The sequence below is a fragment of the Nonomuraea purpurea genome (genome assembly GCF_042650645.1).
Taxonomy (GTDB): domain Bacteria; phylum Actinomycetota; class Actinomycetes; order Streptosporangiales; family Streptosporangiaceae; genus Nonomuraea; species Nonomuraea purpurea.
Genome location: NZ_JBHSBI010000014.1, coordinates 105,662 through 123,307, shown reverse-complemented (window position 1 = coordinate 123,307; position 17,646 = coordinate 105,662). Strand labels below are relative to the sequence as shown.

The 17,646-nt window shown below is 69.5% G+C and carries 19 protein-coding genes; 9 read left to right on the top strand and 10 right to left on the bottom strand.

The features are described 5' to 3' along the window. Positions 1-38: 38 nt before the first annotated feature. Positions 39-902 carry a helix-turn-helix domain-containing protein gene (locus tag ACFOY2_RS27145; RefSeq protein WP_379530899.1) on the bottom strand — a complete coding sequence of 288 codons (864 nt, stop codon included), beginning with the start codon at positions 900-902 and terminating at the stop codon, positions 39-41. 657 nt (positions 903-1,559) lie between these two features. Here ACFOY2_RS27145 and ACFOY2_RS27140 point away from each other — a divergent pair. The 5 genes from ACFOY2_RS27140 to ACFOY2_RS27120 all read left to right on the top strand — a co-directional run bounded on the left by ACFOY2_RS27140 (position 1,560) and on the right by ACFOY2_RS27120 (position 5,026). Beyond that, positions 1,560-1,775, top strand: a complete 216-nt coding sequence (locus ACFOY2_RS27140; protein ID WP_379530898.1) for a hypothetical protein — start codon at positions 1,560-1,562, stop codon at positions 1,773-1,775. Position 1,776: 1 nt separating this feature from the next. After that, the gene (locus ACFOY2_RS27135) at positions 1,777-2,427 is read left to right on the top strand and encodes a hypothetical protein (protein ID WP_379530897.1); all 651 of its coding nucleotides are present in this window, start codon (positions 1,777-1,779) and stop codon (positions 2,425-2,427) included. Positions 2,428-2,624: 197 nt separating this feature from the next. Next, on the top strand, positions 2,625-3,236 hold the full coding sequence (locus ACFOY2_RS27130) for an HD domain-containing protein (RefSeq protein WP_357826898.1): 612 nt from the start codon (positions 2,625-2,627) through the stop codon (positions 3,234-3,236). A gap of 120 nt (positions 3,237-3,356) precedes the next feature. After that, positions 3,357-4,178, top strand: a complete 822-nt coding sequence (locus ACFOY2_RS27125; RefSeq protein ID WP_379530896.1) for a Rieske 2Fe-2S domain-containing protein — start codon at positions 3,357-3,359, stop codon at positions 4,176-4,178. Between the two features lie 29 nt (positions 4,179-4,207). Then, complete coding sequence (locus ACFOY2_RS27120) at positions 4,208-5,026, top strand: NAD(P)H-binding protein (RefSeq protein WP_379530895.1); 819 nt, start codon at positions 4,208-4,210, stop codon at positions 5,024-5,026. On the opposite strand, the gene ACFOY2_RS27115 is transcribed toward ACFOY2_RS27120, so the two are convergent. The 4 genes from ACFOY2_RS27115 to ACFOY2_RS27100 all read right to left on the bottom strand — a co-directional run bounded on the left by ACFOY2_RS27115 (position 5,019) and on the right by ACFOY2_RS27100 (position 7,820). Continuing rightward, positions 5,019-5,240 (bottom strand): hypothetical protein, encoded by a 222-nt coding sequence (locus tag ACFOY2_RS27115; RefSeq protein ID WP_379530894.1) that lies wholly within the window; start codon positions 5,238-5,240, stop codon positions 5,019-5,021. The two genes, ACFOY2_RS27120 and ACFOY2_RS27115, sit on opposite strands and share 8 nt — an antisense overlap. A 23-nt stretch (positions 5,241-5,263) precedes the next feature. Next, positions 5,264-6,019, bottom strand: coding sequence for a sulfite exporter TauE/SafE family protein (locus tag ACFOY2_RS27110; RefSeq protein ID WP_379530893.1), 756 nt, complete (start codon positions 6,017-6,019; stop codon positions 5,264-5,266). 11 nt (positions 6,020-6,030) lie between these two features. Then, entirely contained in the window at positions 6,031-6,951 is a 921-nt protein-coding gene (locus tag ACFOY2_RS27105) for an SPFH domain-containing protein (protein WP_379530892.1), read from the bottom strand. An 80-nt stretch (positions 6,952-7,031) separates the two neighbouring features. After that, positions 7,032-7,820, bottom strand: coding sequence for an ABC transporter ATP-binding protein (locus tag ACFOY2_RS27100; RefSeq protein ID WP_357826882.1), 789 nt, complete (start codon positions 7,818-7,820; stop codon positions 7,032-7,034). Between the two features lie 67 nt (positions 7,821-7,887). On the opposite strand from ACFOY2_RS27100, the gene ACFOY2_RS27095 reads away from it, so the two are divergent. Further along, on the top strand, positions 7,888-8,604 hold the full coding sequence (locus ACFOY2_RS27095; RefSeq protein WP_379530891.1) for a hypothetical protein: 717 nt from the start codon (positions 7,888-7,890) through the stop codon (positions 8,602-8,604). A 6-nt stretch (positions 8,605-8,610) separates the two neighbouring features. Here ACFOY2_RS27095 and ACFOY2_RS27090 read toward each other — a convergent pair whose 3' ends face one another. Together ACFOY2_RS27090 and ACFOY2_RS27085 are read right to left on the bottom strand one after the other, a co-directional pair. After that, positions 8,611-9,225 (bottom strand): response regulator, encoded by a 615-nt coding sequence (locus tag ACFOY2_RS27090; RefSeq protein ID WP_379530890.1) that lies wholly within the window; start codon positions 9,223-9,225, stop codon positions 8,611-8,613. Continuing rightward, complete coding sequence (locus tag ACFOY2_RS27085) at positions 9,222-10,337, bottom strand: GAF domain-containing sensor histidine kinase (RefSeq protein WP_379530889.1); 1,116 nt, start codon at positions 10,335-10,337, stop codon at positions 9,222-9,224. Before ACFOY2_RS27085 ends, ACFOY2_RS27090 begins: the two co-directional genes overlap by 4 nt. A gap of 104 nt (positions 10,338-10,441) precedes the next feature. On the opposite strand from ACFOY2_RS27085, the gene ACFOY2_RS27080 reads away from it, so the two are divergent. The 3 genes from ACFOY2_RS27080 (at position 10,442) to serB (ending at position 13,395) form a co-directional block, all read left to right on the top strand. Continuing rightward, positions 10,442-11,098, top strand: a complete 657-nt coding sequence (locus tag ACFOY2_RS27080; RefSeq protein ID WP_379530888.1) for an SDR family oxidoreductase — start codon at positions 10,442-10,444, stop codon at positions 11,096-11,098. Next, on the top strand, positions 11,095-12,105 hold the full coding sequence (locus tag ACFOY2_RS27075) for an S-adenosylmethionine:tRNA ribosyltransferase-isomerase (protein ID WP_379530887.1): 1,011 nt from the start codon (positions 11,095-11,097) through the stop codon (positions 12,103-12,105). Before ACFOY2_RS27080 ends, ACFOY2_RS27075 begins: the two co-directional genes overlap by 4 nt. A gap of 69 nt (positions 12,106-12,174) precedes the next feature. Continuing rightward, positions 12,175-13,395 carry a phosphoserine phosphatase SerB gene (gene serB / locus ACFOY2_RS27070; RefSeq protein ID WP_379530886.1) on the top strand — a complete coding sequence of 407 codons (1,221 nt, stop codon included), beginning with the start codon at positions 12,175-12,177 and terminating at the stop codon, positions 13,393-13,395. Positions 13,396-13,436: 41 nt separating this feature from the next. Here serB and ACFOY2_RS27065 read toward each other — a convergent pair whose 3' ends face one another. The 3 genes from ACFOY2_RS27065 to ACFOY2_RS27055 form a co-directional block, all read right to left on the bottom strand. Then, a complete protein-coding gene (locus tag ACFOY2_RS27065) occupies positions 13,437-13,907 on the bottom strand; it encodes a SixA phosphatase family protein (protein WP_379530885.1) in 471 nt (156 codons plus the stop codon). Positions 13,908-14,136: 229 nt separating this feature from the next. Beyond that, positions 14,137-16,455 carry a sodium-translocating pyrophosphatase gene (locus ACFOY2_RS27060; protein WP_379530884.1) on the bottom strand — a complete coding sequence of 773 codons (2,319 nt, stop codon included), beginning with the start codon at positions 16,453-16,455 and terminating at the stop codon, positions 14,137-14,139. 765 nt (positions 16,456-17,220) lie between these two features. Beyond that, positions 17,221-17,646 (bottom strand): ATP-binding protein, encoded by a 426-nt coding sequence (locus ACFOY2_RS27055; protein WP_379530883.1) that lies wholly within the window; start codon positions 17,644-17,646, stop codon positions 17,221-17,223.

Here is a 17,646-nt window from a genome sequence, read left to right as displayed (position 1 = left end):
GTAAAGGGGCATCGTTGCCCCCTCCTGAGGTTTCGCCGTCATCGCCGCCAGAGCATGGCCTTGCGCTGGATGAGCACGCGGGATTCGTCCTCGTCCAGAGCCTCCGACCTGATGTGGTCGAAGGCCGCTTCGTATCCGGCCACCTTCTGAAGATCATCGACGAAGTGAGCAGAATACAACTGCTCCAGATAGACAACATCATCAAAGCCGGAGAACTTTAGATGAATGAACGCGCCGGTGTTGACCGGATGCAGTGAGTCCAGGGTCAGGACATGGATGCTGACGTGCGGCAACAGGGAGATCTCCAGGAGATGCTCCATCTGCTCACGCATCACCGAGAGCTCGCCGAAGCCCCGCATCAGCGCGGACTCGTCGAGCACGACGCTCAGCTCGCAGGGATCCGTCCTGTGCAGGACGCGCTGCTGCCTGTCGAGGCGGGCCTCGACCCGGCTCCTGACACCGCTGTGCGTGATACGCGCGATGCCGCGGGTGGCCAGGATGACTTCTCTGGCGTAATCCTCGGTCTGCAGGATGCCAGGCACCAACTGGGGTTCCCAGTTGCGCTGGAACGTCGCCTCGGCCTCGAGCCCGAGGAATTTTGTGTACTCCTCAGGTAGTGAGTCCTCGTAATCTTCCCACCACCCACGCTGCTCCGCGTCCCGCAACAGGCCGAAGAGTTCGTCAAGCTTGTCCCCGTCAACGCGGTAGAGCTTCGCCATGACCTTGATGTCGTCGGCGCTGGGCATGGTCTTGGCCGCCTCGATGCGGCTGACCTTGCTCGGCGACCAGCCGAGCTCCGTGGCCGCCTTGGCCCCGGTGAGCTTTCTCCGTTCCCGGTGGAGACGCAGCTCCTGACCGAGCCGGAGCCTGCGAACTGTTGGACTGCCCTGCTTCGATGGCACCGTCCACTCTCCTTGTCGGGAATGAAGGTGTGGCGGGAGAGGTCGTTGGGCCCCGGCTTTCTGGGCCGTTCGATCAATCTTACACTGCAAGTTGCACGTGCAGTGCCGCACGGCATTGCCAGAAGGCTTTCACGGGGAGAGCGTAGGAGCAATACGAGTTTGCGAAGACGCCCCCTGCTGGACGCCCCTCTTGCCGAGGATCGCCCGACACATCTCGTGCAAGTTGCACGGCAATCGAACCGGCAAGCTGCGAAAAAAATTGAATCTTCCCTTGCTCAAAGTATTGCGGCATCGGGAACCTCGGGGGACGATCGATACCAGGAGGGACCTCGAGTGGTGAGGAGGCCGGACATGACGAAACGGCCGTACGCATCGAGCCTTCCCCTCATGGTCGCGCGCCCGCACGGGGCCCGCATCACCGGCAACGTCGCCGTCCCGGAAACGAGACACAAACCCAGGGAGGCCGATTGCCGGAAGGATTACAGCTTCGTCTGAAAGCTCAGCGACCGTCCGCTCATTCGAGCATGAGAAATACCGGACCGAGGCTGACCACCGAACCGTCGCAAACGGGCTGCCACCCTGCGGCGAGACCGGTCAATCAGCCGTCGGACCGGCGAAGAAGCCACCTCTGGAAAATGCCGCGAAAGGGGTCTTCTCATGTACTCACAAGGTACCAAGGGACTCAGTCGAATCAAGTCCCGGATCCGGGAACTCGTCGCGTTGGCCGACCGGGAGATCTGCATGGAGCCCGACGAGTTCGCCTACCGGATCGGCTGGACCGTGACAAGGACGGGTTTCGGCGCCCGTTGCTATCGCGACCCACGCTTCGACCAGCTCAGCGTGCCACGCAGGGTGCCGGAGGAGGTGTCCTGACGTGCCGAGGAACCCACGCAAACAGATCTATCCGGCGCGCGAGGCCCTCCCCGCCGCCAGGGGCGGGGGGCCGCTGGTCAGGCTCTGGCGCATCCGCACCGAACTGCTGCTGGTGGCAGGGCTGGCGCTGTTCACCCTGACCCTGCTCGGCGCCGCCCAGCACGGCCGGTGGCTGCCCTTCGTCCTGCTGACCAGTGCGATCTCGGTACCGGCCGCGACCAGGTTCGGACGCGGCTGGATCGCCGCCCACTTCTGGTGCGTGGTCTCCAGGCACCGCATCCAACGCGTCTGCCTGGAGACGACGATGCACACCAGGGCAGGCCGGATCCCGCTGGTGTTGTGGATCACACCGACCTCGACGGGCGAGAAGGCCCTGCTCCTGACCAGGGCGGGCATCAGCGCCGAGGAGTTCGAGGCGTACGCCGAAGAGATCGCCGCAGCCTGCTGGGCCAGGAGCGCGAAGGTCTTCCGGCACCGCACGCGATCGCAGTTCGTGATCGTCGAGATCGTCCGCCGCGACGAGGTCCCCGGAGCCGCCTCTCCGGGGTTGGACAGGCTCTTCGGCCGACAGCCTGTGTGGACGTCACTGAGACCCGACCTTGAGGAGCCGCCTGATCTGCGCACCGAGCTCGTGTTGCCGCAGGTCGGCTGAGGACCTGGGGAAAGGGGGGCCTTCCCCAGGGGAGGAAGCCCCGGGGACCGCGGGGGCTCCGGGGCTTCCTCACGTACACGTGACGTCTGGCGCGTGGCGGCCGGACACCTCCGCAGCCGGTACACCCAGTGGTAACGCAGTGTTCAACGGAGTTCCGGTCACGATTTCACCAACCGGGGTGATCACCGCACAATAGGGTGTCGCGCGTGACTATCGCGCCAGAAGAGGACCGCCTGAACGCCCAGATCGCCTTCGCCATCGAAATCGACAAGTTGAAGCGGGTCATACGCCGCAACCATCTGATCGACGGTTCGCGGCGGGAGAACTCCGCAGAGCACTCCTGGTATGTGGGCACGCTGGCGATGGTCCTCGGCGAGCACGCCCCGCCGGGGACCGACCTGCAACGGGTGGTGGCCTTGTTGCTGGTGCACGATCTGGTGGAGATCGACGCCGGTGACACGTTCATCTATGACCCCGTGGAGGTGGCCGCTCAGGCTGATGCCGAGAAGGCCGCCGCCGAGCGTATTTTCGGTTTGTTGCCCGGTGACCAGGGCGAGCGATTGCGGGAGTTGTGGGAGGAGTTCGAGGCCAGGCAGACGCCGGAGGCGAGGTTCGCCAAGGCGCTTGACCGTTTCGCGCCGATCCTGGCCAACCACCACACCGAGGGCGGCACGTGGCCGCTGTTCAAGGTAAAAGCGAGCCAGGTCAGGGAGAAGGTCCGGATCATCGAGGAGGGGTCGCCGTCGCTCGGCGCGTACGCCTTGGAGCTGGTCGAACTCTCCGTGGCCAGAGGGCATCTGTCCGAGTGATCCCCTCATGGGCGGGGTAGGGGACTTTTCGTGAAAGAGGAAGTACGAGCGAAGCGTCGGCAATTGCGGCGTTTTGCCGGGCCGGTTGCCCTCGCTGATCGGCTCGAAAAGTCGAAGGCGATGGACAAGCCGGTCAGGGTGCTGGCCAAGGCCGTACGGCAGCGCGTCCGCCCCGGGCGGCTACGCGACCTGCTGCACGGCGTGCCCACGGGCAAGCCGCTGCACCCGCCGCTGGCCACGGTCAGCCTGGGCTGCTGGTTGTCGGCCACCGTGCTCGACCTCGCCGACGCCGACCCGCGGGCCACGCGCCTGCTGCTGGCCACGGGCATCGCCAACGCGCTGCCGACGGCCGCGGCCGGGCTGACCGACTGGTCCTCACTCCACCGCGAGCAGCAGCGGGTGGGCTTCGTCCACATGTTGTCGAACCTGACGGCGCTCGGCCTGTTCTCCGCCTCCCTGCTGGCCCGCCTGCGGGGGATGGAGCGGCCGGGCAGACTGCTGTCCTACGCCGGGCTCGGCTTCGCGGGGCTCGGCGGCTACCTGGGCGGCCATCTGGCCTACAGGCAGGCGGCAGGCGCCAACCACGCGCCGCAGGTCACACACCTGGTGCCGCTGGGCTGGCACGACCTCTGCCTCATCAGGGACCTGCCCGAGGGCCGGCCCGTGGCGCGGCGGCTCGGCTACATCCAGCTCTTCGTGCTGCGCCAGGGCGAGGGCGTGACCGTCCTGGCCGACCGCTGCCCGCACCTGGCCGGCCCGCTGCACCAGGGCAGGCTGGTCATGGAGGACGGGGACGCCTGCGTGGTGTGCCCGTGGCACGGCAGCACGTTCAGGCTGGCCGACGGCTCGGTCAAGCACGGCCCCGCGACCGCCCCCGCCCCCATGTTCGAGACGCGGATCCGGCGCGACGGCACGATCCAGGTGCGCCCGGGCTTGACCTGAACTCAACTTGAGGTTCTACGGTCGGGGCCATGGGCAAGATTCTGGTGACCGGCGCGACCGGCAACGTCGGCAGGCATGTGGTCTCGCAGCTCGCGGAGGCGGGGCTGGAGGTGAGGGCGCTCGCCAGGGCCCCCGAGCGGGCCGGGCTGCCGGTGGAGACCGTACGCGGCGACCTGACCGCGCCCGAGACGCTTGAGCCCGCTCTGGAGGACGTGGAGAGCGTCTTCCTGCTCTGGCCCGGCTTCACGGCCGACGGAGCCGAGGCGGTGGTCACGGCGATCTCCAAGCACGCGCGGCGCGTGGTGTACCTGTCGGCGAACGGCGCGGAGGACCCCGCCTCGCACTATCACGCGGTCGAGCGGATCATCCGGGGTTCCGGGCTCGGCTGGACGTTCCTGCGGCCGGGCGGGTTCGCGGCCAACACCCTCGGCTGGGCCGCGCTGATCAGGCAGGGCGTCGTGCGCTGGCCGTACGGGCAGGCCGCCAGGTCGCTGATCCACGAGAAGGACATCGCGGCGGCGGCCGTGCACGTGCTGACCTCTGGGGGTCATCACGGGGCCGCGTACGTGCTCACCGGCCCCGAGCAACTCACCCAGGAGGAGCAGGTGCGCGTGATCGGCGAGGCGACCGGGCGCGAGGTGCGCTGGGAGGAACAGCCCCAGGAGGAGGCCCGTGAGCAGCTCATGGCGGCCTGGGGCGAGGCGGCGTTCGTGGACGGCGCGCTGCGGACATGGGAGAGCTTCGTGACCCGGCCGGAGGAGGTCACCGGCACCGTGGAGAAGCTGCTCGGCCGGCCCGCGCTGACCTTCCGCGAGTGGGCGCGCGACCACGCCGCCGACTTCAGGTGATCTCGTCGGCGGGGTGCTCCACGAGGGCGAGGATGCGGCTGGACATGAACCTGGCCGTCCGCACCGGCGTGCCGCTGCGGGTGACCTCGCTGACCTCGACGAGCCCCCGCCGCGTGGCCACCTCGACCCGCCTGCCTGCGCGGGTGGCCACAATCTCGTAAGTGCGCGGGGTTCCGCCCGCATCGATGACGATCTCCACCCGATCACCCTTCATGTACGGTTCATACCCGCAGACGATTATCCGTACACCAGTACGACAATTGCCGCGACTCCCACGCACACGATGACCGCCCGCAACACCGGAGCGGGGATCCGCCGCCCGAGCCTGGCCCCGGCGAACCCGCCCGCCACCGACCCCAGCGCCACCCCGAGCACGGCCTGCCAGTCGACGTGCGCGACCACGATGAACAGCCCGGCGGCCACGGCGTTGACGATCAGCGCGAGCACGTTCTTGGCGGCGTTCACCCGCTGGAGGTGGTCGTCGAGGAAGATGCCGAGCAGCCCGATCAGCAGCACGCCCTGGGCGGCGCCGAAGTAGCCGCCGTAGACCCCCGCGGCCAGCACGCCGAGCCACAGCTCCACGCCCCCGTGCGGGTGCCGGTGCTCGCGGCGCTCGGCCAGCCACCGGTTGAGCCTGGGCTGCGTCACCACCAGCACGCAGGCCAGCGCGATCAGCACGATGACGACGACCTGGAACACCCCGGGGTCGAGGAACAGCAGCAGGATCCCGCCGGCCAGCGCGCCGATCGCCGAGGCCGCGCCCAGGCGCAGCAGGCGCTCACGCTGGCCCTGGAGTTCGGTGCGGTAGCCGTAGGCGGCGGTGAAGGAGCCGGGGACCAGGCCGATGGTGTTGGAGACGTTCGCCGTGACGGGGTCGACGCCGATCGCCAGCAGCGTGGGGAACGTGATCAGCGACCCTGACCCGACGACCGCGTTGATGGCGCCCGCCACCGCTCCGGCCGCGCACACCACGGCCAGCTCCCACCCCGTCACGAACCCTCCCTTTAGGTGTCTGGGCTCTTAGGGGGTGTGAACAGGCCGCCCAGGCTCTCGATGACCTTGCCCATCTCCGATGGGACGATCCAGATCTTATTGGCATCGCCCTTGGCGATCTCCGGCAGCGTCTGCAGGTACTGGTAGGCGAGCAGTTGCTGGCTCGGGTTGCCCTCGTGGATGGCCTTGAAGACCATGCCGATCGCGTCCGCCTGGCCCTTGGCGCGCATGGCCTGGGACTCCGCCTCGGCCTGGGCGCGCAGCACGGACGCCTCCGCCTCGCCGCGCGCCCGCAGCACGGACGCCTGCTTCTCGCCCTCGGCCGCCAGGATCGCCGCCTGGCGCTGTCCCTCGGCGGTCAGCACGGCCGCGCGCTTGTCGCGGTCGGCGCGCATCTGCTTCTCCATCGAGTCCTGGATGGAGGCCGGGGGGTCGATGGCCTTGAGCTCGACCCTGTTGACGCGGATGCCCCACTTGCCCGTCGCCTCGTCGAGCACGCCGCGCAGCGCGGTGTTGATGTCCTCGCGCGAGGTCAGCGTGCGCTCCAGGTCCATGCCGCCGACCACGTTGCGCAGCGTCGTGACGGTGAGCTGCTCGACGCCGATCAGGAAGTTCGCGATCTCGTACGTGGCCGCCTTCGGATTCGTGACCTGGAAGTAGATCACGGTGTCGATGGAGACGACCAGGTTGTCAGAGGTGATCACCGGCTGCGGCGGGAAGGACACCACCTGTTCGCGCAGGTCGATCATGTCCTTGACGCGGTCGATGAACGGCACCACCAGATTCAGGCCCGGGTTGAGGGTCCGGTGGTAGCGGCCGAGGCGCTCGATGATGGCGGCCGTGGCCTGGGGGATGATGCGGATCGTACGGGCCACCGCGAAGCCCACCGCCGCGACCACGACAAGGGCGACGATGAGCTGCTCGACGGACATAGCAACGCTCCGAAGTCGGGGGAACCGGCTCCGTTGATCCTATTTCAGTCAGTCACGGTTTTATCCGCATAAATGGTGATCTAGTGAGCACGGGCGTACCAGCGTCCCTCAGAGCCCCTCTCCAGCGACAACGGCACCCCGAACGTCTGGGACAGGTTGTCGGCCGTCATCACGTGCTCCAGCGGCCCCTGGGCCACCACCGAGCCGTGCCGTAGCAGCAGCCCGTGGGTGAACCCGTTGGGCACCTCCTCCACGTGATGCGTCACCAGCACCAGCGTCGGCGAGCGGTAGTCGCCCGCCAGCACCGACAGCCGGCGCACGAGGTCTTCCCTGCCGCCCAGGTCGAGGCCGGCGGCCGGCTCGTCGAGCAGGAGCATCTCGGGGTCGGGCATGAGCGCGCGGGCGATCTGGACCCGCTTGCGCTCCCCCTCCGACAGGGTGCCGAACCGCCGCCTGATCAGATGGGCCGCGCCCATCATGTCGATCAGCTCCACGGCCCTGGTGACGTCGTTGGAGTCGTATTCTTCCGTCCAGCGGCCCATGATCGCGTACGAGGCGGTGAGCACGAGGTCGATGACCTTCTCCTCCGGCGGGATACGCTCGGCCAGCGCGGCGCTCGCCAGCCCGATCCTCGGCCGCAGATCGAAGACGTCGGCCTGCCCGAGCCGTTCGCCGAGCACCTCGACCAGGCCCTCACTCGGATAGAGCAACGTGGCCGCGACCTGCAGCAACGTCGTCTTGCCCGCGCCGTTGGGGCCGACGACCACCCACCGCTCGTCCTCGTTGACCGTCCAGTCGATGCCGCGCAGGAGGGCCGCTCCGTCGCGCCTGACGGCGACATCCTGGAGCCGCAGCACCTGACCACCCATCCCCGAACCTCCTTAGGAGTCACCCTCGGGACAAACCTATTGCAGGGCGAGCGCTTATCGTGGACCGGTGCGCCCTGAATCGCCTGTCTGCCCCTCCCTCGTCGCCTGGGGCAACGCGTGGCTGGCCGGTCACGTGGGCCTCGACGAGGCGGCTGACCACGTGGAATCCATCGCCGGGCCCGCTGTCGCGGGCGAGGTTCCGCTGCGTAAATACCTCGCAAACCTGCGCTCGGGCGGGCTGCGCGGGTTCCGGCTCGCCCTGCCCGCGCCGGGAGACCCGCTCGGACTGTCCGGCCCCGCGTCGTTCAACTCGGCGGCGGTCGACGTCGGCCAGGCCGTGATCGCCGTGCTCGACGACCGCAACATCGGGCTGGTGCCGGCGCAGGACCTGCGCGGGTCGTCGTATGTCGGGATCCGCCTGGACGTCCACGACTCCGGCCCCATCCGCCACGACCTGCCCTCGCTGTCGGAGGCCGAGCGCGACCTGTCCGACGCGATCCGCTCGGCCACCGACGCGCTGACCACCGTCGACGGCCCCGCGCAGGCCCGCCCGCCGGTGGGAAGCCTCGGCGGCGAGCTCGCGCCCGGCTATCCCGCGCGCGCCCACCGCGTCTCCACCCTCGCCACGCGGCTGGCCCTCGCCCTGCGGGCCGCCGACGAGCGCGGGCTCACCTCGGGGCAGATCGCCGCGCGCGGGGCGGCCCTGCGCGAGCTCGACCGCGCGGTACGGCGTGCGCTCGTGGCCGCCCACCACGCCATCTTCGAACCGCTCGCAAGCCCCTGACCCGGCTCACGCCAGGCCGTGGCGGACCGCGTAGAGCGCCGCCTGGGTGCGGTCCTGCACCCCCAGCTTCATCAGCACGTTGGAGACGTGGGTCTTGACCGTCTTCTCGGCCACGGCCAGGCTCCTGGCGATCTCCCTGTTGGACCGGCCGGCCGCGATGAGCGCGAGCACCTCGCGTTCGCGCTCGGTCAGCGGCACCGGCCCTGGCGGCCCTCCTGACGTGGTCAGCACCGCCTCGGCCGCCTCCGGCGCCAGCAGCACCTGCCCCCCGTGCACCGCCCGCACGGCCTGGACCAGCGCGGGCGGGTCGATGTCCTTGTAGAGGAAGCCGGCCGCCCCCGCCCGCATCGCAGGGCTCACGTCGGACCGCTCGCTCACCGAGGTCAGCACGACGATCCTGGTCGCGGAGCCGTTCAGCCGTTCGAGCGCGCCGAGCCCGTCGAGCACCGGCATCTTCAGATCCAGCAGCAGCACGTCGGGAGACAGCTCCCCGACCAGCTCGACGGCCTGCGCCCCGTCGCCAGCCTCGCCGACGACCGTGATGTCGTCCTGCAGGTCGAGGAACGTCCGCAGCCCCTGACGCACCACTGGGTGATCGTCGGCGATCAGCACCCGGATCACACGTCCACCTCCACACGGACCGTCGTCCCGTTGCCCGGCGCCGAGTCGACGGCCATGACGCCCCCGACGGACTCGGCCCTGTCGCGCATCGACACCATGCCGAGGCCGCGCGACTCCCCCTGGTCGAACCCTTCGCCGTCGTCGTGGACGGTCAGCGCCAGCCGCTTGCCCTCGAACGCCAGCCGCACGGTGACCTGATCGGCTCCCGAATGCCGCAGCGCGTTGTGCAGCGCCTCCTGGGCCACCCGCAGCACCGCCACCTCCATCGCCGGATCGAGCGGCGGCAGCTCGTCGCACTCGAACGCGACCCGCGCCGGGTGCAGCCGGTCGAGCAGGCGCACGTGCTTGCGCAGCGTCTCGGCCAGCCCGTGCCGGTCGAGCTCGGCCGGGCGCAGCTCCACGATGATCGCCCGCAGCTCGGACAGCGCCTCGCCGGCCAGCCGCTGGACGCGTTCGAGCTCGGCGCCCGCCTTGCCGGGCGCCTTGTCCAGCATCGACGAGGCCGCCTGGGCGGTCAGCCGCAGCGAGAACAACTTCTGCGTGACCGCGTCGTGCAGCTCGCGGGCCATACGGTTGCGCTCTTCGAGCATGGCCAGCTCGCGGCCGTTCTCGTAGAGCCTGGCGTTGGTCAGCGCGATCGCGGCGTGCGCGGCGAACAGCGTCAGCAGATCCTGGTCCGCCTGCGTGAACCCGCCCGGCGTGCGCTTGTTGGCCAGGAAGATGATCCCGAGCACCTCGTCGCCGTCGCTGATCGGGACGCCGAGGAAGTCCTTCATCACCGGGTGCGCCTTCGGCCACCACTCGAATCTCGGATCGCCGCGCAGGTCGGGGAGCCTGACCGGGGTGGCCTCGCGGAGCATCGCGCCGAGCATGCCATGCTGGCGGGGCAGCGGCCCGATCGCGTCCCACTGCTTGTCGGTGATGCCCTCGGCGACGAACTCGGCGAACGACCCGTCGTCGTCGGGCACGCCGAGCGCGGCGTAGCGGGCGTCGAGGAGGCGTTGCGCCGAGCGTACGATGACCTGCAGCACCTCGCGGACCGACAGGTGGCGGGTGACGGCGAGCACCGCGGAGCTCACCGCATGCAGGATCTCGTCTCGGTCGGAGCTCACGAAACCCAGCTTAGGGTCCGGTGCGGTCCTAGGACGATGTGCCCAGACCCTGGCGGACCTTGCGCCCGATGTGCGCGGCTCGTCGTGTTTCTAGCGTCGGGCACATGACGAACACCGCACTCATCACCGGCGCCTCCCGCGGTCTCGGCCTCGCCCTGGCCCGGTCCCTGGCCGAGGCGGGATGGAACCTCGTACTCACCGCCCGCGGCGCGGACGCCCTGCAGCGGGTGGCCGCCGAGCTCGGGGCCGTCGCGATCGCGGGGGACGTGACGGACCCGGCCCACGTCGAACGGCTGGCGCGCGCGGCCCCAGAACTGGACCTGCTGGTCAACAACGCAAGTGATCTGGGCGCGACGCCGCTGCCACCGCTGGCCGGGTACCCGCTGGAGGCGTTCAGGGTGCTGCTGGAGACGAACGTGACCGCGCCCCTGGCCCTGATCCAGGCCACGCTGCCGGCGCTGCGCGCGTCCGGCGGAGCCGTGGTGAACATCACCTCGGACGCCGCCACCGGCGCGTACGAGGGCTGGGGCGGCTACGGCGCCACCAAGGCCGCTCTGGAGCAGTTGTCCAACGTGTTGTCGGCCGAGGAGCCCGCACTGCGGGTCTGGTGGGTCGATCCGGGCGAGATGAACACCCGCATGCTCGCCGACGCCATCGGCGCCGACGAGGCCGCGGCCGCCACCGACCCGGCCAAGGTCGCCGCGGCACTGCGCGACCTGGTCAAGTCTCGCCCCGCCGGCGGCAAAGTGAGCCTCCAATGAGCCTGGCACTCGACTTCGACCTGCCCTCCCACCTGTCGGCCCACGAGCCGCCCGAGGCCAGAGGGCTGTCCAGGGACGCCGTGCGCCTGATGGTCTCGCACGGCGACCTGGCCCCCGCCCACCACCGCTTCAGCGACCTTCCCGGCCTGCTCGACCCGGGGGACCTGATCGTGGTGAACAACTCGGCGACGCTGCCCGCGGCCGTCCGCCTGGACCGGCTGGCCGTGCACTTCTCCACCGCCAACGAGGACGGCACGTGGCTGGTCGAGCTGCGCCGCCGTACCGTCAAGTCCTCCGAGCCCTACGGCGGCGGGGCGCCCGGCGAATGGCTGCCGCTGCCGGGGCGGGCCACGCTGCGGCTGCTCGGGCGCGAGACGCCGCGGCTGTGGCGGGCCCGCCTGGATCGCGACGTGAAGGGCTATCTGCGTCGGTTCGGGGTGCCGATCCGCTACTCGTACGTGGACGCGGACTGGCCGATCGAGACGTACCAGACCGTGTTCGCGACCGTGCCGGGCAGCGCGGAGATGCCGAGCGCGGCCAGGCCGTTCACCGCCTCCCTGGTGACGGCGCTGGTGGCGCGGGGCGTGCACATCGCGCCGATCACCCTGCACACCGGGGTGGCCTCGCCCGAGAAGGACGAGCCCCCTTACGCCGAACGTTACGCGGTGCCCTCGGCCACGGCGCGGCTGGTGAACCTGGCGCGTGAGAACGGGAACCGGGTGGTGGCGGCCGGGACGACCGTCGTACGGGCCCTGGAGACCGCCGTGGACGCGGACGGCCGGGTGTCGGCCGCGACCGGGTGGACCAGGCACGTCGTCACGCCCGAGAACGGCGTGCGGGCCGTCACCGGGTTGATCACCGGCCTGCACGAGCCGCGCTCCAGCCATCTGCTCATGCTGACGGCGATCGCGGGCGAGGCGGCGCTGGCGCGGGCCTACGAGGCGGCGTTGCGCGAGGGATACCTCTGGCACGAGTTCGGCGACACACACCTGATTCTGAGACACTGACCCGCGCGGCGCGCCTGGGGTGCCCCCTGCTTCACGAGCACCCGCCCCGGCGCAGTACCGTGGCTGGATGTGGACCAGCGCACCCTCCTGATCACCCTGACCGGCCCCGACCGGCCAGGCGTCACCTCGCGGCTCTTCTCCGTCCTTTCCAACTTCCCCGTGACGGTCGCCGACATCGAGCAGGTCGTCATCCGAGGCCGGCTCACGCTCGGCGTGCTCGTCGCGTACGCGGGCGGCCCGTCCACGGGCACCGGCACCACCCTCGGCGCCATGTGGACCGCCGTCGAACGAGTGGCGGAAGACCTCGGCATGGAGGTGGAGCTCTCCACCGGATCCCAGGCCAAGGAGCAGCGCCGGCGCGGCCGCCTGTCGGTCAGCGTGCTCGGCACGACGCTGCAGCCGGCCGCCATCGCCGGCATCGCCGGACGCATCGCCGCCGCCGGCGCGAACATCGACCGCATCGAACGCCTCGCCCAATGGCCCGTCACCTGCATCGAACTGTCCGTGTCCGGGGCCGACCCCATGTCGCTGCGGGTCGAGCTGGCCGCCGAGGCCGCGGCCCAAGAGGTCGACGTGGCCGTCCAGCGCACCGGTCTGTCCCGGCGCGCCAAGCGGCTCATCGTCATGGACGTCGACTCGACGCTCATCCAGGGCGAGGTCATCGAGCTGCTGGCGGCCCACGCGGGCTGCCTCGACGAGGTCGCCCGGGTCACGGAACAGGCCATGCGCGGCGAACTGGACTTCGCCGAGTCGCTGCGGCGCCGGGTGGCGCTGCTGGAGGGGCTGCCCGCGGAGGTGTTCGAGGAGGTGCGCAAGGAGGTCGTGCTCACGCCCGGCGCCCGTACGCTGGTCCGCACGCTCAAGCGGCTCGACTACCGCTTCGCGATCGTCAGCGGCGGCTTCACGCAGATCACCGACGGGCTCGTGGAGGAACTGGGCATCGACTACTCGGCGGCGAACGTCCTGGAGGTCATCGACGGGCGGCTGACCGGGCGGGTCGTCGGCGAGATCGTGGACCGGCCGGGGAAGGCGCGGGCGCTGGAGAGGTTCGCGAAGGAGGCCCACCTGCCGATCTCCCAGACGGTGGCCATCGGCGACGGGGCCAACGACCTGGACATGATCGCCGCCGCCGGGCTGGGGATCGCCTTCAACGCCAAGCCGGTGGTACGGCAGGCGGCCGACACGGCCGTGAACACGCCGTACCTCGACGCCATCCTCTACCTGCTGGGGATCTCACGGGACGAGGTCGAGGCAGCGGACGCCGAGGACGGCGTCCTGACGACCGGCTGACCGATTCGAGCCCCTGTCGACGTCTTGGGACCCCGACGCCTTCACTGGGCCTCTTTGGGGTCCCATCGGTTGATCAGCCGCCCTTCGCCCGGACCAAGCTCTTCCCATGACGAATCCACCTGGATCACCGCAAAGGACCCCGGCCGGAACACGTAATCGCCACCAGCCAGCCCCAGGGCCAACTCATGCACCCCCGGGTTGTGCCCGCACAGCACGACGGTGCTCATCTCGGGGTCGGCCCGCCGCACCAACTCCAGCAGTTCGTCGGGATACGCCTCGTAGATGTCGCGCTCGTAGCTGATCTCAGCCTCGGGAAAGGCGATCTCGGCGGTGCGCTTGGTCCTGAGGGCCGGTGAGCACAGGATCGTGTCCGGGCTGAGGCCCGCCGCCCTGATCTCGTCACCCGCCCGCTTGGCGTCCCGCTCCCCGCGCCCGGTCAACGGCCGCTCCCGATCGGCCAGACCGGGCACATGGGCGGCCTTCGCATGACGCAGCACAATCAAGGTCCGCACCGGATCATCCCGTCCTCGTGGCCCAGATGGCCAGCCCGACAAGCACGCCCAGGATGACGAGCATCGCCAGCAGAATCATGCCCAGGGTCTTGCCGCCGCTGGGCTGCCTGTCATCATCTTTCATCCGCCCAGTTTCCCATCGCGCCCCTGAGCCCCCGCGCCCGCCTTCCCCAGAGAATGTGAGACGCCCGCCCCCGCAGCGCGCGGGAGCGGGCGTTCAGTCGGGTTGTCAGGACGGGACGGGCGCCTCCTGCCGGTTGTGGTCGTTGTTGGCCGACTCGTTGGTGACCGACCGCCGCTTGGACACCACGATGGCCCCCACGACCACGGCCACGGCCACCACCGTGACCCCGATGCGCAGAACCGGGTTGCCCGCGTACAGGACCACCGCGGGCGCGACCAGCAGCGCCACCAGGTTCATCACCTTGATCAGGGGGTTGATGGCAGGACCGGCCGTGTCCTTGAACGGGTCGCCGACCGTGTCACCGATGACCGTCGCCGCGTGCGCCTCGGACCCCTTGCCGCCGTGGTGCCCGTCCTCGACGAGCTTCTTGGCGTTGTCCCAGGCGCCGCCGGAGTTGGCCAGGAAGACCGCCATCAGGGTGCCGCAGGCGATGGCCCCGGCCAGGAAGGCGCCCAGCGGCGCGTACCCCAGCGCGAACCCGACCGCGATCGGCGTCATGACGGCCAGCAGACCAGGCGTGGCCAGTTCGCGGAGCGAGTCGCGGGTGCAGATGTCCACGACGCGGCCGTACTCGGGCGTCTCCGAGTAGTCCATGATGCCCGGCTTGTTGCGGAACTGGTCGCGTACCTCGAAAACCACCCGCATCGCGGCCCGGCCGACGGCCATGATCGCCAACCCCGAGAACAGGAACACGACCGCGGCGCCGATGATGAGCCCGACCAGGACGTTCGGCTGGTCGATGCCCAGGCTGAAGGTGGAGAACGGGCCGAGCGCCGACTTGATCGACGTGGTGGCCGCCGCCAGCTCGGTCTCCACGGCGGTGCGGAAGGCCCCGAACAGCGCGGTCGCGGCCAGCACGGCCGTGGCGATGGCGATGCCCTTGGTGATGGCCTTGGTGGTGTTGCCGACGGCGTCGAGGCTGGTCAGGACGCGGGCGCCCTCACCCTCGACGTCGCCCGACATCTCGGCGATGCCCTGGGCGTTGTCGGAGACCGGGCCGAAGGTGTCCATGGACACGATGACGCCGACCGTGGTCAGCAGGCCGGTGCCCGCCAGGGCCACCGCGAACAGCGCGATCGTCACGTTCCCGAAGCCGAGCAGGAACGCGCCGTAGACCGCGCCGCCGATGATCAGGGCGGAGTAGACGGCCGACTCCAGGCCGACGCTGATGCCGGCCAGGATGACGGTGGCGGGGCCGGTGGCCGAGCTCTCGCCGATCTCGCGCACGGGACGGCGGTTCGTCTCGGTGAAGTAGCCGGTCAGCAACTGGATGGCGCTGGCCAGGACCAGGCCGATGAGGACGGCCCCGATGGCGATCAGCCGGGGGTCGGCGTCGGACTGCACGCTCGAACCGGTCAGGCCGCTGAAGCTGTCGGGCAGGTACCAGAACGCGGCCCCCGCGACCAGCACGGCCGAGATCCCGGCCGAGATGAAGAAGCTGCGGTTGATCGCGGCCATGCCGCTGCGGTCGCTGTCGCGCATGCCGGTGACGAAGATGCCGATGATCGCGGTGATCACCCCGATCATCGGGACGATCAGGGGGAAGACCAGCCCCTGCTCGCCGAAGGCCACCTTGCCCAGGATGAGGCTGGCGACCAGCATGACCGCGTACGACTCGAACAGGTCGGCCGCCATGCCCGCGCAGTCGCCGACGTTGTCGCCCACGTTGTCGGCGATGGTGGCGGCGTTACGCGGGTCGTCTTCAGGGATGCCCTGCTCGACCTTGCCGACCAGGTCGGCGCCGACGTCGGCGGCCTTGGTGAAGATGCCGCCGCCGACTCGCATGAACATCGCCAGCAGCGCCGCCCCGAACCCGAACCCTTCGAGCACGCCGGGCGCGTTGCCCTGGTAGATGAACACGACCACGGCCGCGCCCAGCAGGCCGAGGCCCACCGTGAACATGCCGGCCACGCCGCCGGTCCTGAAGGCGATGCGCATGGCGCGCTTCTCGCCCGAGTCATTGGCGGCGGCGGCGACGCGGACGTTCCCCCGCACGGCCAGCCACATGCCCATGAATCCGGTCAGCGCGGAGAACACCGCACCGACGACGAAGAAGATCGAACGTCCGATGCGAACGTCGGTTTCTCCAGGTAGGAGTAGCAACAGGAAGGGAATCACGACGACGAAGATCGCCAACGTGCGGAACTGACGCGCGAGATAGGCCGCGGCGCCTTCTTGTACGGCACGGGCGATGTTCTGCATGCGCTCGGTGCCCTGGCCGGCGGACAGCACTTCGCGCACCAGTCCGCCGGCGACGGCTAGCGCGATCAGTGCGACCGCGGCGACCACGATCACGATGGTGAGATTGTTTGCGCTCAGGGCCAGATTGGTCGCTGGCTCGGCTGCCAGCATGTGCCTGCTCATCGTTCTCCTCGGCAAGACCGGTCGTCCTGCCCGGGCGGTGCTGCAGTTTTCCTCGGCGGGTGTTGCGGCACCATCCGGGTTGTAGGGTGCCGCTTCCGGTTGAATCCGCGTTCCGCCGGATCACCTTGGCCGGTGCCGGGAGTCTACGCAGGCACTCAGCGGATATGAAGGCTCTCGCCGTCGCTAATTGTGCACGCGTCTAGTAATCCCCTGACAGCCACCCGGTTTGTCGTTTGACAGATGAAATTTTCCCGGGTTTACGGTCATGACAACCCCCAAATAAGGTCAGGCCAAAACCTAGGATCCGACTCGCCCGAACTGTCCGCGCCCAGACCCCTCGCGACGATGGGCAAACGGCACAGGATCGCGCGCATCAACAGGCACGCCGCACAGCAACCGGCAGGGCCTGTCATCACCCCAGAGCCCACGCATCGGGCAACACCCGACACAAACGCCAGGCAAGCCCACAGCACGCCAAAGTCACCGCTATGGGACCAAACCCCACCCTTGACTACTGAAGCGCTCTCAAGCCATCTCAGGCCCGCCCAGAGGGCAACCAGCGGTCGCCGGGAACGCGCTTTCCAAGGACGCGTCCCCGGGCCGGGGAAACGGAAGCCATGGTGCCCGTGCGCCGTAACGGCGACCAGCCCTGTGCGGGTCAGAGGGCGTCTCCCTGGAGGCGCCCGATCATGGTCGGCGGGTGGGGGCGGGTTGGCTTGCCGTACAGAAAGAAAAATGATCTAACGGAAAGAGATCGCGGCGAAATCAGCCCGTGGTCCCGTTGGAGGCGGGCCAGCTCATGCGGATGTTCGTCCCCTTGGGGCTGGGGAAGACCTGGACGTCGTCCGCCAGCCCTTCGATGACCGCGATGCCGAATCCTGACATGAACGAGTCAGACAGCATGCCCAGATCGAGGGGTTGTTCCTGCTTGATCTCATCCCCGGGGGCCTGGTCACTGACCGTGACCTCGAACCGCCCGGAGTCGTCACGCAGCTCGATGCGGATGGGCTCGCCCGGACAGTGCACGCGATGCGCCTCGACTGCCCGGGAGCACGCCTCACCCACGGCGAGCCTGACCTCATCCAGCAGGGACTCCTCGACGCCCGTACGGCGAGCGATCGCCGTCGCCACCAACCGGGCGGTCCGCACATGTGCGGGGAGTGCGCTGAACGTCAGCTCGACGGTAGCCAT

Coding starts and splice junctions, on each gene's coding strand:
- ACFOY2_RS27120 (WP_379530895.1), top strand. CDS start 4,208: ATGGGCAAGATTCTGGTGACCGGCGCGACCGGCAACGTCGGCAGGCAT.
- ACFOY2_RS27080 (WP_379530888.1), top strand. CDS start 10,442: ATGACGAACACCGCACTCATCACCGGCGCCTCCCGCGGTCTCGGCCTC.
- ACFOY2_RS27100 (WP_357826882.1), bottom strand. CDS start 7,820: ATGGGTGGTCAGGTGCTGCGGCTCCAGGATGTCGCCGTCAGGCGCGAC.
- ACFOY2_RS27125 (WP_379530896.1), top strand. CDS start 3,357: ATGGACAAGCCGGTCAGGGTGCTGGCCAAGGCCGTACGGCAGCGCGTC.
- ACFOY2_RS27075 (WP_379530887.1), top strand. CDS start 11,095: ATGAGCCTGGCACTCGACTTCGACCTGCCCTCCCACCTGTCGGCCCAC.
- ACFOY2_RS27060 (WP_379530884.1), bottom strand. CDS start 16,455: ATGAGCAGGCACATGCTGGCAGCCGAGCCAGCGACCAATCTGGCCCTG.
- ACFOY2_RS27105 (WP_379530892.1), bottom strand. CDS start 6,951: ATGTCCGTCGAGCAGCTCATCGTCGCCCTTGTCGTGGTCGCGGCGGTG.
- ACFOY2_RS27115 (WP_379530894.1), bottom strand. CDS start 5,240: ATGAAGGGTGATCGGGTGGAGATCGTCATCGATGCGGGCGGAACCCCG.
- ACFOY2_RS27140 (WP_379530898.1), top strand. CDS start 1,560: ATGTACTCACAAGGTACCAAGGGACTCAGTCGAATCAAGTCCCGGATC.
- ACFOY2_RS27055 (WP_379530883.1), bottom strand. CDS start 17,646: ATGGCTACCGTCGAGCTGACGTTCAGCGCACTCCCCGCACATGTGCGG.